Source organism: Acidicapsa dinghuensis (genome assembly GCF_025685685.1).
Lineage (GTDB): Bacteria > Acidobacteriota > Terriglobia > Terriglobales > Acidobacteriaceae > Acidicapsa > Acidicapsa dinghuensis.
The window spans coordinates 794,295-807,670 of the sequence record NZ_JAGSYH010000004.1 but is presented as its reverse complement, the minus strand read 5'-3'; the positions used below and the strand labels follow the sequence as shown (position 1 = coordinate 807,670).

Sequence of the window (13,376 nt, the reverse complement as noted above, 5' to 3'; positions counted from 1 at the left end):
GTTGCCGCTCTATATCTCTCTAACGGAACGACAAGAGCGCCAAAATGTCCCGTTCTATCCGGGCAAGCCGTTCAATTGCGGACCGGACAGCGGGAGCTCCTTCCTCTCGAACTTTCCGTGCGCGATCAAGCGCCTGCTCCGCGACGCGACTGATTTCGTGCAGCAGTTTGCGGATCTCGACTTCTAGGCGATCTCTGCTTTCCTGAATGCGGTTCAGGACGTCGTTTTGCACGCGGGAAGTGTTCGTTTCCAACAGATGCTCCAGAAATGCCCGAGCTTCGTTGGTGATTAGTTTGCGACCACCCACGAGCGGCAAAAAGACATCGGCGAGCCACCGTAGTGGAGATGGAGGATCTGCTGTACCGAGGAAGTCCTCAAAAGTGAACCTGGACCGCACGCGTAGACCCTTCTCCGCGTCAAGCGCGTGTGGCATCCGGGCCAGTTCGGTAAGCCCGGCATCGGTCAACTTCTTCAGGAAGCTGTTGCCCAGTTCCACAAATCGAGCGGCAACGGCCCGATATTGGAGTTCTCCTTCCTCTTGTTCCACTTTGAGCCAAGGGGTAACCCTGCGCCGCGACACTTCTTGGGCGAAGTGCATTAGTCTACGCCTGTAGCTAGGGCCAAAGCCGACGTGAACGGATCGAAGCTCCTCATCAAATTCCTGTTGAGATTCCGCCAAGGCGCTACCGACAAACCGGTGGCGCCTATCGACAAAGAAGTCCGAGATTCGCTGTTGCTCTGCCATAAAGAGGAAACCAAGCTCTCGCATCGACCGCTCGGCTTCGCCGATGGTTTCTTTCATCAAGGCGATCCGTCGTTCGGATTCTCCGATCGGGCGTTGAAGTGCATCGCGATCCTCACTGGCAATCGCCAGGAGTTGTTCGCTCAAGCGCTGGAGGCCCCGGTCACAGGCGGCGCGAACTAGATTTCTGCCAGAGTCTTCGACAAGATGATGGAAGCCCGCCAGCAACTTCTCCCAGTCACGCAGAGGACCGCGGTTTTCAATCCGCTCAACTGCACTGATCTCAAACACCTCTCCGATGGATCGTTGCAGCCGCTTCTCGAGAATCTCGCGCGTGAATTTCGCGGCCGCTGCGCGTTCAGCGTCGCTGGTGCGGTCGGCTTTATTGATCACCAGGATTAAGTCTTGAACCTGCTTGCCGACCGCCTCTACGAGCGCCAACTCTTCGCCTGCAATAGGGGGATCGGCCCCCACCACGACCAGGGCCGCATCGATGTGAGGAATGAATGCTTGGGTAGTTGCGGTGTTTCCGGTAAAGACTGAACCCAATCCCGGCGTGTCCACGAAACACATCCCGGAAGATAATAAGGCGCTTGGGACGAATACTTCGGCCCCCTCTACGGCCTTCCTGTTTTCCGGGTTTAGCTCCTCGGTCACGTATTCCTTCAAGTCAGACATGGCGATCACGCGCCAGGATCCGTCCTTCATGCGAACGCGAGCTTGGAGTTGATCGCCAAACCGAATAACCGTGGGCACAGCTGTGACTGGAATAAAACCGGTCGGCACGACTGCGTAGCCGACCAGAGCATTGAGCAAAGTGGATTTGCCTCTCTTGAACTGACCGATACAGGCAACATAGAAGCGTCCCTCCGAAACCCTTTTAGCGAGCTCCCGGGCCTCCTCCGCTACAGGTTCAGCACCGAGTTCCTGAGCCAATTCGGCGAGGCGCAGCAGACGGGACGCGCCATCCATTGCGAGGTCTTTCTGAGGGAGAACGCTGCCGTAATCTTGCAGTGTCGAACTGCTGTCGTACTCTTGCATCTCTCTTATCCCTGGGAGGGAGCACCTTTCGGACGAAAGAATCGAATGACTTCGACGTCCGAGATGGCGATGAGGCCCTCTTCAACCATTGCATCGAGATGAGGAAGAAGCTTCTTGATCTGTTCGTCTCGATCGATGATGCTCAGCATGATGGGGGCATCTCGCGAAAGAGCTCGGGCGTGCCGGATTCTCGCGCTTGAGCCATAACCCTCGATTCCCTTGTAGACAATCGCGCCAGCTAGTCCTAGCTCTTGGCACTTGGCAATGATGGCTTCATAGAGTGGCTTGTTCTGCCACTTATCGCCTTCGCCAAAGTGAATCCGTAGCATGCGAGCATTAAACTGTTCCTTCATGGTTGAGCCTCCTCTCAGGCTGAACCGGTTTCCGACCCAGAATGAGCCTCCGGCAATGCCACTTCCGAGGCACGGTAGGAATACTTGATGATGTCCACGTTGGACAACACCACGAGCCCCTCTTCGACCATCTGCTCCACAATAGGGAGAAAGGCCTGGAGCTTTTCTTCGAGGTCGATGACTGACAGCATGATCGATGCATCGTGAGACATATGCATCGCTTTGTCTCTGTGCACGCGCCCGTGCGCACCGTATCCCAATATCCCCCGATACACTGTGACTCCCGCGATATCATGCGCCCGCATAGCCTCCACAAGCGCAATATGAAGAGGCTTGTCCCGCCAACGGTCCGCTTCATCGATGTAAATTCGCATCAGCTTGGCTTTTCCCTCGATCTTTAGATGAGCCGGCATCGTCTGTTTTTTAGGCTTCGAGACTTGAGCAGCCTTTGCCACAGTTGTCTCTTGAATCTCGATCATCCCGGTTCCGCACAACTCCTCTAATTTGCCGAGCAGTTCATTGACCTTCTCGCGGGATTCGATGAACTCGACTTTGAGAGGCAAGTGATCGGAGATCTCCACGTAGCTGGCAGAATGCATGTGATGGTCGGCGCCAAATCCTGCGACGCCCTTCAACACGGTTGCGCCTGAGACGCCACGGTAGAACAGAAAATCGAGGATGCTCGAGTAAGTGGGCGCACCGTGGTGCGTCGACCCCTCACTCACATAGATCGTCACTTTCAAGGCTTTTCCGGGACTCAACATTCGAACTCCTTTATGCGTGCAGGCCACGTTGCGCAACCAAGAACTCTGCCGCTCTTCCTAGTGCGCCCCAGCCGGGCCTGTCCGCCTGTGGCGTATTGCGTAAGGTTTCCAACTCTTCGACCAACTGACGGCGGCTGTTTTCCAGAATCGTCTCAACCCGGGCGCTCAATACCAGCGGCAGCTGACGCCGCAGCTTCACTCCATGTGGGATGCAGAGTACCGCGTCCTGTCTCAACCAATCCACAACATTCCTTCGATGAACACATCCTACGAACTCACGAACTCGGCGATCCTCCTCCGCTGAGATTTCCAGACAGAGGTCGCACTCTACCTTGCCTTCAGCTTTGACTGATGCAGCCTCAACTAGGTCAATAAATACCTGTGCTGCCGTTAGAGCGTTTTGCACTGCTGCGAGTCCCCATGTGTGGAAGCTGCACAGGCTGCGGATACGGTTCTCAGAGTGATGCTGCAGCCTTGCCGCCTGGTAATCCTTCAGAAAACGGCAAAAGGGGCATCCAGGCTCTGAAAGTGGATCAAGGATCGACTGGTAAAAGGCAAGTTGTTTGTGGGTTCTCATTAGATCACCTCAGCGAGAACGGACCCGCCCCAAACCGCAATGAGTCCAAGAACAAGGCTGCTGATTGCATAAAGCAGCGCCATCAGGAAAGCTCCGGTTCGCAGTGTCGAAAGGGTCTCCCACTCATATGTGGAGAACGTGCTGTAGGCGCCGATGAAGCCGACCGGGATTAGGAACCTCCATGCTGGATTGAGTTCCGCTCTCTTGGAGAGCAACGTTAACGAGAAGCCGATAATGAGGCATGCCGTGATGTTGATAACGAACGTCCCATATGGGAACTTGGTTCCCAGGCGGCTAGCAACGTTCACTCCTACCCAATACCTCGCCATTGAACCAAGTGCTCCTCCTATCGCGATGAACAAGTATTTCTGCAACGCTTAGGCCCCCCTCACAATCATGTCGCGCATTTCAGTCCTCTCATCGGGCGCCCAAGTCTTTAGAAGAGACAGGTCTTTCTCAAGCTGGGGCGCGTCGACGGTGTCACTGGAGGTCCCTGCGATCCGGTGCAGTTGAACGCGGTATGCACTCGCATAGGAATTCACGAAGAGCACGATCTTGCTGACAAACTGTTCGCTCCACCGAGACAGAGCCTGGCCGTAGAGGTGCAACTCCTGCTTAAGAAGTTCCCCGACGCTCCCTTCAAGCGAACTTCGCACTTTATGGCGGAGGAAGCGCTGGCCCAATATCGTCCATCCTGCGAGATTGATGTTTTCAGGCAATGCGGCGAGCTCAAAACGCGGCACATCTCGCAAGAGGCTCTCGATCTCATCCGGGGAAGGTACGTCCGTTCGACCCATCTCTTGAGCGACAGTTTGGAGTGTGAAGATGGCGCGCTGGCAGACGGCGCGCGTCTCTTCGAGATTTCGCGCCATAGCCTTCCAAATAGCTTCATGCAGCCATTCTGAAAGCTGCATTGAGGTGAGGTGGGAATTCTTCGTGTCCGCAAACCAGGCAACTGCTGAGTCCGCCGCCTCAGAGAGAATTGCCTGAGGCATCTCAGCGAGCCTGAAGAATGCATGGCTAAGGATCGAGCGCTGTTCGCCGATTTCGCCGGTAATGAGGCGCAGTTGCTCTTCAGATTCGTGAAGGTCAGTTGGCGCTTCCTGACCTCTGCGTTTTGTCTGTTCGAGGATGGCTGCAAGGGCTGCGGCGATCGCATCCCGCAGAGCTCCAATCTTTCTTGCGATCGAAGCGTTTCTGAGAGACCGGGCCTGTTCGAAGCGCGGCAATAGCTCGCGCTCAAAGAAGTGATCAAGTAGGACGCTGCGGTCGGGTAGTGAACTGACTGCGTGTACCGCCATGTCCAGGCCGAGTTCTGCTCGTAGCTGCTCCTGGATATAATGCGTTGCCTGATGAAGGTCTCCGGATGCCAAAAGGTCAGCCTTGCTCAGCAGAACAATGGCGGGAATGCCCCCCTCGTAGAGTAGGCGCAGCGTTCCGATGTCTTCGTCATTCAAGGCCGTGCCGGCGTCGATAAGCAGCAATGCAAGGTCGCAAGAGGGGAGATAAGCGAGAGTCTCGGCGGCTCCGCGCCGGGCAAGAGAACCGAGGCCGGGTGTATCCACGAGGACAATGCCCTGCTTGAGCCGCGGAGAGGGTACCTCTACCACGGCTCGCACGACATTGCGAAGATTGCCGGGGTTTCCCTGTTCGGTGACTAGCTTTGAGAGCTCTTCGATTGTGACGATCTCCTCTGTGCCTGTTCCGAAGGCTACTGCTGCACGGAGGGTAGGTCCGTAGAACAATTTGGTTGGCACTGCCGTGATCGGGTTGATGCCCACGGGAAGAACATTCGTGCTCAGCAGTGCATTTAGCAGAGAGGACTTGCCGCTGCTGACCCGACCGAAAAGGGCGACTTCAAGATTGTTGTCCTCGAGGCGCGCGGCCAGGGATTCGATTCGAGCTCGAAATTCGACGAGTCCGTGACGTGTGACAAGCTCTTCAATGAGCCGCAGAAGAGCCACATCGTAGCCAGTCGTCTCGAGCTTGCGCAGGCGCGATTCGAGGTTGACCCCAAGTTCCTGGCGAACGTATCGATCCATGCCCAGAACCAGAGATCGGAGTTCATGAACCACGCCGTTAAGTTCCTCGACTGCATCATCAGGCACAGCGCCGCTTCCACGCATGTAGCTCGGCCGGAGTTCCTCGATCGCAATATCGACAAATGCCAGATCGGTTGTAATCGCCCGCGTTACCGGGATCTCCGCTGGTTCGGGCCTCATGTGCTGCCAATCAAGCGCTCGCAGCAACTGGGAACGGATTTTCCGAATGTGGTCTTCCAGCACCCGCGTTTGAGCTGGCGTGACATCGACGACATAGCGCGGGAAGGGTGAGAGAGAGGATGCCGAGTGCAGTGCGTGCTCGACACTGTTCAGCAACTTGTCGATGTACTTGCAGGTGATGGCTAGACGCCGCTGTTGCGCTTCATTTAACTCGCCGGGGCGTCGGGATGTGACGATCTCGAGGTTCGGTTTAGGCATTACCCCTCCAAGTGTTTGGCTCCCGAGGAGTCATCTGCCCTAGCGAGCGATCCGAGGTGGACTCCAACACCCAAATTGGTTTTGGCTTTCCTACGCCTTCACCGCCTGCCAGCGTTCATACACGCTGGCGCCTGCATAACGGGCTCTTGCCCCGAGTTCTCGTTCAATTTCGAGAAAACGGTTGTATTTGGCTATACGTTCTCCGCGACTGACAGATCCGGTCTTGATTTGTCCCATACCAGCAGCCACCGCGAGATCCGCGATGCTTGTGTCGTCGGTCTCTCCAGAACGGTGCGAAATGACCGCTCCGTAACCGTTCTCGCGTGCGATCTGAATGCATTCCAGAGTTTCCGTAACAGTGCCGATCTGGTTGAGCTTGATCAAAATCCCGTTGGCAATGCCGTCCTTGATCCCTTGCCTAAAGATCTTTGGGTTGGTCACAAAGTTGTCGTCACCGATCAACTGGATGCGATTGCCCAACGCCTTCGTCAACTGCTGCCAGCCACTTCGGTCGTCTTCTGCGGCACCATCTTCGAGCGCCCAGATTTCGCGATATTGATCGAGGAGTCGTGTCCAATACTCGATCATTTGCTCTGGAGACTTTCTGCTCTTATCAGATTTCGCGAAGACGTACTCTCCGTCTTCGAACAGCTCGCTGGTAGCTGGATCAAGCACGAGGACGACATCGATACCCGGTTGATGTCCGGCTTTGAGAATGGCCTCAAGAATCAGTTCGACGGGTTCCTCGTTGGATTTCAGCTGCGGCGCGAAACCGCCTTCGTCACCCACGGCCGTGCTGTATCCCCGCTTCTGCAGAATCGCTTTCAGGGCGTGGAAAGTCTCAGCCGCCACACGCAGCCCCTCGCTGTAGTTTGGAGCCCCGACCGGAGAGATCATGAACTCCTGAAAGTCGACGCTGTTGTTGGCATGTCTTCCGCCATTGAGCACGTTGAACCACGGAGCCGGAATCAGGTTTGCGGACTCATTGCCGAGGCTGGCGTACAAAGGGAGGCTGCGATCAGCCGCCGACGCTCGAGCCACCGCCAGGGAGACACCAAGGATCGCGTTCGCCCCAAGGCGCGCTTTATTGGGCGTCCCATCGAGATCACAAAGTGCCTTGTCCAGCGCAGCCTGGTCGTTTGCGTCAAAGCCGCGGACGCGGTTCTGAATTTCGGTTTCGACATGGGCTCTAGCTTTTAGGACGCCTTTGCCGTTGTAGCGCGCCAGATCGTCGTCGCGCAGTTCGACCGCTTCTCGTTTTCCCGTGGATGCACCGGAAGGCACCTTCGCTGTTGCCTTCACACCGTTTCCCAAAGTTGCGGTTACCGCGAGTGTTGGATTCCCTCGGGAGTCGAGAATTTCAAGGGCATCAAGTCGTGCAATCTCAGACATTGTTCTTACGCTTTCCCGGCCATGAGGCCGCCAGTTGTGAGACCTTCGATGGAATAGCAATCGCGTGCGCGAGAGACGCACGCCTTCAGCAGCGTTCTGGGGAAGCTCAAAACTAGGGAAATGGAGAAAGCCGCGGTTCCGACACGGACCGCTAGAGGCGAAGCCGCCAACCGAAAGTACATCCCGAAAGCAGACAAAATCCGGGCGCTCAGCATGAACGCAAACCTCTGGATTTTCTGATCAGGGATCTCGCCGTGACATGACTCCGCGACAGGACCACCTGTCAGGAGTCATCATCTGTCCGGCCTATTGGATGGGACAGCGGTTAAGGGTGAACTCCGTCACCACCGAAAACAGTATATCATACACCGCTGTAAGGCTGCGATCAAGCAAAACAAATCCGCGCTCTGGTCGACCTCCGGTTTCGCACTAGCCCAAGTACCAGGCGACGAATTTTCTCGTGTCACCGGGTGACCACCCGCTCAAGTCTGCCGTGATCGGCCTGTTTTGTTCCTGGGAATCTCGGACCATTGTCCAATCGATGCTCGCCAGACGGGCTTTGATCCGATTAATCCACTTGCCACTTTCTGCAGCGCGCCACGACAGGTAAACGAAGCGATCCTCGCGAGGGCCGCTCGCGAATGAGCCTGTGAATACGGGCTGCTCGCCCTCTCTTTCTTGCTTCACCTTCAGCGAAAAGTCGAAACTGATCGTTCCGTCGGTCTCTTGGGTCCCCGCGATCAAATTGCCTGTTGTGTTCTGCAGGCCGAACCGATAGGCCAAACCGAATGGATTGGTTGGCGGAACGTCATTGTTTCGCAACAGTCGAAAGCGCACCTCATCCTGATTCATGAATGCTCCAATCCACACCCTAAACTCTCAAAGTGCGCATATCTTCAAAACTACAACGCTGCCTTATGAGTCTTAAGCACTCGTCATCGGGTTTGAACTCTGGGCTTATCTGTCATATAGTGGGGGCGGCGAAGGAATCCGCCTTGAACCGCCTTCCGATACGGAACGGCTGATGACTCCTATCGATCTGGTAGGAGTCTGTATACCCTACCAAAACGTGATTTGAACTCTTGCCACGAGCAAACGATCATCTCGCTCGATTTGCGCTGTGATTGACCTTCGAGTGCACTGTGCCGCTCAGTCCGCGGAGCATTTCTGAGATGCACGGTTGGGATTTGCCTCTATGCAAACTGCAATGCTGTTGGCTTACCTACTGGCAATCGATGATGGCGAGACCACTTTTGCCCTCGGTCGTCGCCTCGCATCGCAAATCGTGATCGTCCTTGTGTATCTTGCACCCAGCATCATTGCGCAGCGCTACCAGCACCCTAGGCAACCTGCCATCCTCATGTTGAACATGGCGCTCGGATGGACGATTGTCGGTTGGGTAGCTGCTCTCATTTGGGCACTCAATGGACGGCGGCAGGAGTAGATGACAGCAGTCTGTCGCTCGCACATCTCCCGTCGCCATACTCAGGTTTCAATTGGAAAGAACTTTCATGCGATCTGATCTTATTTTTGATGCTCTTGGAAAAGTAGAGAGCCGCTACACCCTCTGTCGAGTATGTGCAAAGGGAACCCGAACGCTTCATACCCAGACTGGCCGTATTGAGGACACAATAAACGATGTTCTGATGATTCTGGCAAGACGCGCGATGTATTGCCGGTTGGATGCTCCCGAGAACTCCGTTTGGCTAAGCGCCGCCAGCGCGACTCTCGGCGCCTATACTGATGCGTGGGACGGGCACGGGACGGCCGGCTTCAGGCCTCTTCAGTAAACATGGCAGGATCACTTGTGCTTGATCGCCCTGTTTCGACGTGCCCGGCGAACCGCCGGAGAAATAGTGGAGCCTCGTCCGCGGTAATGGAGAGATCAAACCATCCTGAACTGGCGCCTAAAGTCCAAACGTCTATGTCCTCTGCGCCCGGCGAAAGATGATAACTGTGGATGGCACCGGGTTCAGAGTACTGATTGGCAATATGTACTGTGCATTGCGCGCTCCCGGCGTTAGATAACCGAAGCTGGATATTCTCAGCGTCGCTGTCATATTGAACAGCGACCTCTGGTTTTTGCTCCTGGAAGTTTGTGGCCACGCCTCGAAAATGCGCGTAGTAGCCGTTAGGACCGTGGAGAGACAGATCGTAGTCGGGCGTGGATCCGAGACCAGCCTCGGCGCAGTACCAGAAATCGGAGAGTGCCCTCGATGCCGAGACAGAATATCTGCGCGGTGGCTCCTGCGGAAGGAGTCCGTTGCGAATGCAGAAAGCGGCTCCCGTCTTCCCCACGTTCTTAAGATCAATCCACACCTTGCGATGATTCATTTCCAGCCGGCAGTGGGCATAGATTTCATAAGGCAGGGCGCGCGCCGGTCGAGTTCCCGGTTCCTGGCGAGGCATGGACTGCACGGTTGGGACCCGGTAGGGCTTCTTCTCAGACCTGAGAACGGCGGGCACATTGAACGATTTAATGGTAGTGTCGTTCGCACCAGAGAAATCGAACGCCGAGGTTAGATCGCCGCAGATGGACCGACGCCAGGCGCTGATGTTTGGTTCAGACACGCCGAAGCGGGCCTCGAGAAACCGCAGCACCGAGGTATGATCGAAGACCTGTGAACACACCCACCCACCTCGGGTCCATGGTGAAATAAGCAGGAGCGGTACTCTTGGACCCAGTCCGATGGGCTGAGGTCCGCCAGGGTCGGTACCGGGCACGATAGGGCTCAGTTCGTGAGGGTATTTGTCAGTATCGACGATTTCGTCGGCAAGAGATGCTAAGAGGTCATCGGAGACAAGCCCTCCCGAATTCTCATTCTGAACGAGTGGCGGCATGGGCGGCACAACATGGTCGAACAGACCATCGTTCTCGTCATAGTTAATGATCAGGACAGTCCTGCTCCAAACCTCGGGATTCGTGGTGAGTGCATCTAGCACGAGGTTGATGTAGTAGGCGCCATTGCGGGGGGAGGCTTCGGGATGTTCAGAGTACACGTACGGCGGGACTAGCCAGGAAACCTGCGCAAGTTGGTTGGATTCGATGTCCTTCCGGAAGTCGGCAATCGTGCGATCAGCGATTCCCTTGCTCACCAGCGGTCCATCGGGTGAGGCGCCTTCGCCCACTTGATAGGCGGCGAAGAACTCGAGTGAGTTGTCGGTGAAATTGTCCGTCGGAGTGCCAGGTTCGCCAGTGCCTCCCTGATAGAGCCGCCAGCTGATGCCGGCGGCCTCAAGGCGCTCTGGATAAGTGGTCCAGGTATAACCGTTCGTCTTATGCCGCTCGTCGAATCCGGGACCGTTCGCTCTCCTGCCCTTACTGTTCTGCGCGTCGATCGTCCCGGACCAAAGATAAATGCGGTTCGGCGCTGTGTCCGCATGCACGGAGCAGTGGTATGCATCGCAAATCGTAAAGGCATCAGCAAGGGCGTAGTGAAAGAGGAGATCATCACGGCGTAGATAGCCCATGGTGAGAACGTCTTGTTTATGGTTCACCCAGCCATCGTAGTGGCCGTGGTTCCAAGCTAGGTGACCGCTGCTCCATCCATGGTCAGTGCCTGCTTGAAACTCGGTCGTCCGCTTGGGGTTGATGTAAAAGGGCAACACGTATTTGGCATCCGAGCTCAAGCCGCGGCCATGGTAATGCTTCGTTTTGACGCTGGCTGTGGGTTGATACCAAACAGGCTTGCCATTAGGAAGTAAGGCGGGACGGGGATCGCTAAAGCCGCGCACTCCGCGCAAAGATCCAAAATAGTGGTCGAATGAACGATTCTCCTGCATCAGGATCACGACGTGCTCCACATCTTTAATCGTGCCAGAGGCTCGACTCGCGGGAATCGCCAAAGCTTTCTTGATACTCGCAGGAAATACGGCAGAGCCCGCAGCGGTAGCGGCTAAGCGCAGAAAATCGCGTCTAGTTCTCATCAATTGCCCTCTTGCTGAACTCAATCGGCTGGAACTCCATCCTGCCACGACAAAGGTGTATTTCCCGGCGAGACGATCTCGGCCGCTATGAAGCTCGTAGCTAGCTTGAAAGTAGGGCGACCTGGCCAGCCGGCGTTTTGGTGAAGGCGTGCAACAAACCACCGGTACTGTCGAAGTGGCGAAGAGTGAGTTCTTTTGGCGTAACGGAGAGGTGACTAAAACCGTACAACTTCTGTCCGTACGGACCGCGCTTACCCGGATCGATCTTCAAATCGTACAGGTCAGCTCCGCCGCCGCCGGAGAGAAAGAAGCTCGTCGGATGTCCCTCAAACTCCAGATGCTGCAAGTCGTGATCGTGCCCGGCAAGGTAGAGCGTGACGTTGTTCTTGCGGAAGAGCGGATCCCAATCCTGGATGAGCGTGGGGTGATCGCCGTGTGGTCCATTCGAATAAACCGGATGGTGCGCAAGAACCGCCAGATACGGCGTTGAGCGAGGACTCTTTAGCTCTTCCTGGAGCCAGATTAGCTGCTGATCTTTTTCCTCGCGAGTGAGAGTAAAATCGCGGCTTCCTGGGGCCAAGGGCTTCGCGTGTGGCATGTTGCTGTCGAGGGCAATGAAAGTGATGAGCGGATTCTGCTTTGGAAATTCGAAGGTGTACCAGCGCGAGGGCAGCGTCCAACGGGTTTTACTCGCGCGCGCGTAGGCAAGCTCGGCCTCAACTTTACTGTCGGGCCAACGCTGGTAGTCGTGGTTGCCGAGCACGGCGTAGGCAGGGCAGTCAAATATATCCGCCGGATACATAGTCTCGAAACCGGCGTGCCAGCGTGAGGACTTTACGCCGCCGTCGAGAGCCCCATACCAGTTATCACCAAGAAGAAAGAGAGCATCGGGACGAATCGAGTTCTTCCGAATGTAAGCGGCCATACCCGTCGCCACCTTAGCTTGGGCGGCCGTGTCCTCATACCCCCAATCGCCGATCATCAAGATCTCATTCGCACCGGGAGTTGTCGTAGGAACATCCGCAAAGCCAACTTGATTGCCAATCGCAGCTACCGCACTGAACGCTACGGTCTGCTTGAGAAAGCGACGGCGGCTGACGAGAGAAACTGAAAGCGCATCGGAATCCATACTTGTCTTTTACCCTCCTTCTGTTAACGGTTGACGTAAACGATTGCCCTTTGGAATCGCGGCGTCTCATTGCCGAAAGGCGCACCACGCCTATGCGTCCCAGATGAGAATCTGTAAGGGCGTGGGGTTGAATGCGTTACAAGGATTGTTCAACTGCGGGCAGTTGCTGACCAACAGCAGAACATCCATTTCTGCCCGGAGCTCGACGTATTTTCCGGGCCCAGACACACCGTCGGCAAAAGTAAGCTCGCCTTCTGGCGTCAAAGGGACGTTCATGAAGAAGTTGACATTGCTCGCGATATCTTTCTTCTCCAGTCCTCGCTTCCATTGCTGGATTCCTTTCACGAAGCTCTGTCGGCAAGCGTGCATGTGGCGCTTCTCGATCGCATACCGGACCATGTTGCTTTCGACCGAACAAGCTCCGCCGAGCGTATCGTGGCGACCACAGGTATCGGCCACGATCGTAAGCAGCAGGCCACCTTCGCTCGAGAGCAACCGGCTCCCCGTAGTCAGATAGACGTTGCCCTGTTCGCGAATCGTATCCTGCGCGCTGTAGCGATCCGAGTAATCATGAGCGTTGTAGAACATTGTGTCTGCGGACTGATTGCCCTCCACATCGACGATCCGAACAACCTGACCCCTGTGAACCTCACGTACAAATGGGTCACCAGCAAGGACGACAAAACTCGATGCTGCCTCTTCTGGCTGCAGCGAACTCCATTGAAACTTCAAACCGGACATGATTTAGACTCCTTCTGCGCGAACGCAATGGCTGACGAGCATTAATGCGCAGGCGGATATCTTGCTTCGAGAGAGGCAAGCCTGCGACACCAATGCAGATCGAGATATTTTCTTCGGCGAGGCACCGCCGATGGCGCGGCGCACGACTTCCTCAGCGCGCATGCACAAGTGCATCCGCCAATTTATCTCAACCCGAAAATAATCTGGATATAAGTGAGAGGCTAGGCGCG

12 protein-coding genes and 2 riboswitches are annotated in these 13,376 nt (G+C 55.7%); of the genes, 1 reads left to right on the top strand and 11 read right to left on the bottom strand.

Annotated features, from left to right (window positions below; all coding sequences use genetic code 11):
• Nucleotides 1–19 precede the first annotated feature (19 nt).
• From OHL22_RS14285 to OHL22_RS14250, 8 genes are all read right to left on the bottom strand, one after another.
• On the bottom strand, nucleotides 20–1,783 hold the full coding sequence (locus tag OHL22_RS14285) for a dynamin family protein (protein WP_263338583.1): 1,764 nt from the start codon (nucleotides 1,781–1,783) through the stop codon (nucleotides 20–22).
• 5 nt (nucleotides 1,784–1,788) lie between these two features.
• Nucleotides 1,789–2,136: a DUF190 domain-containing protein gene (locus tag OHL22_RS14280; RefSeq protein ID WP_263338581.1), complete on the bottom strand. Its 348-nt coding sequence runs from the start codon at nucleotides 2,134–2,136 to the stop codon at nucleotides 1,789–1,791.
• A 14-nt stretch (nucleotides 2,137–2,150) separates the two neighbouring features.
• Nucleotides 2,151–2,900, bottom strand: a complete 750-nt coding sequence (locus tag OHL22_RS14275; protein ID WP_263338579.1) for a DUF190 domain-containing protein — start codon at nucleotides 2,898–2,900, stop codon at nucleotides 2,151–2,153.
• Nucleotides 2,901–2,910: 10 nt separating this feature from the next.
• The gene (locus OHL22_RS14270) at nucleotides 2,911–3,144 is read right to left on the bottom strand and encodes a hypothetical protein (protein ID WP_263338577.1); all 234 of its coding nucleotides are present in this window, start codon (nucleotides 3,142–3,144) and stop codon (nucleotides 2,911–2,913) included.
• Between the two features lie 332 nt (nucleotides 3,145–3,476).
• The gene (gene crcB / locus OHL22_RS14265) at nucleotides 3,477–3,839 is read right to left on the bottom strand and encodes a fluoride efflux transporter CrcB (RefSeq protein ID WP_263338921.1); all 363 of its coding nucleotides are present in this window, start codon (nucleotides 3,837–3,839) and stop codon (nucleotides 3,477–3,479) included.
• Between the two features lie 15 nt (nucleotides 3,840–3,854).
• Nucleotides 3,855–5,957 carry a dynamin family protein gene (locus OHL22_RS14260; protein WP_263338575.1) on the bottom strand — a complete coding sequence of 701 codons (2,103 nt, stop codon included), beginning with the start codon at nucleotides 5,955–5,957 and terminating at the stop codon, nucleotides 3,855–3,857.
• A gap of 90 nt (nucleotides 5,958–6,047) precedes the next feature.
• The gene (eno, locus tag OHL22_RS14255; RefSeq protein ID WP_263338573.1) at nucleotides 6,048–7,349 is read right to left on the bottom strand and encodes a phosphopyruvate hydratase; all 1,302 of its coding nucleotides are present in this window, start codon (nucleotides 7,347–7,349) and stop codon (nucleotides 6,048–6,050) included.
• 277 nt (nucleotides 7,350–7,626) lie between these two features.
• Nucleotides 7,627–7,704: riboswitch (Fluoride riboswitch) on the bottom strand.
• A 74-nt stretch (nucleotides 7,705–7,778) separates the two neighbouring features.
• The gene (locus OHL22_RS14250; protein ID WP_263338570.1) at nucleotides 7,779–8,201 is read right to left on the bottom strand and encodes a DUF5990 family protein; all 423 of its coding nucleotides are present in this window, start codon (nucleotides 8,199–8,201) and stop codon (nucleotides 7,779–7,781) included.
• Nucleotides 8,202–8,319: 118 nt separating this feature from the next.
• A riboswitch (Fluoride riboswitch) is annotated at nucleotides 8,320–8,390 on the top strand.
• Nucleotides 8,391–8,544: 154 nt separating this feature from the next.
• Between OHL22_RS14250 and OHL22_RS14245 the strand changes: the two genes are divergently transcribed.
• Complete coding sequence (locus tag OHL22_RS14245; RefSeq protein ID WP_263338567.1) at nucleotides 8,545–8,793, top strand: superinfection immunity protein; 249 nt, start codon at nucleotides 8,545–8,547, stop codon at nucleotides 8,791–8,793.
• A gap of 329 nt (nucleotides 8,794–9,122) precedes the next feature.
• Here the strand turns inward: OHL22_RS14245 and OHL22_RS14240 are convergent, their stop codons facing one another.
• The 3 genes from OHL22_RS14240 to OHL22_RS14230 form a co-directional block, all read right to left on the bottom strand.
• The gene (locus OHL22_RS14240; protein WP_263338565.1) at nucleotides 9,123–11,276 is read right to left on the bottom strand and encodes a phosphocholine-specific phospholipase C; all 2,154 of its coding nucleotides are present in this window, start codon (nucleotides 11,274–11,276) and stop codon (nucleotides 9,123–9,125) included.
• 100 nt (nucleotides 11,277–11,376) lie between these two features.
• The gene (locus OHL22_RS14235) at nucleotides 11,377–12,405 is read right to left on the bottom strand and encodes a metallophosphoesterase (RefSeq protein ID WP_263338562.1); all 1,029 of its coding nucleotides are present in this window, start codon (nucleotides 12,403–12,405) and stop codon (nucleotides 11,377–11,379) included.
• A gap of 90 nt (nucleotides 12,406–12,495) precedes the next feature.
• Nucleotides 12,496–13,146, bottom strand: coding sequence for an urea amidolyase associated protein UAAP2 (locus OHL22_RS14230; RefSeq protein WP_263338559.1), 651 nt, complete (start codon nucleotides 13,144–13,146; stop codon nucleotides 12,496–12,498).
• Nucleotides 13,147–13,376 lie beyond the last annotated feature (230 nt).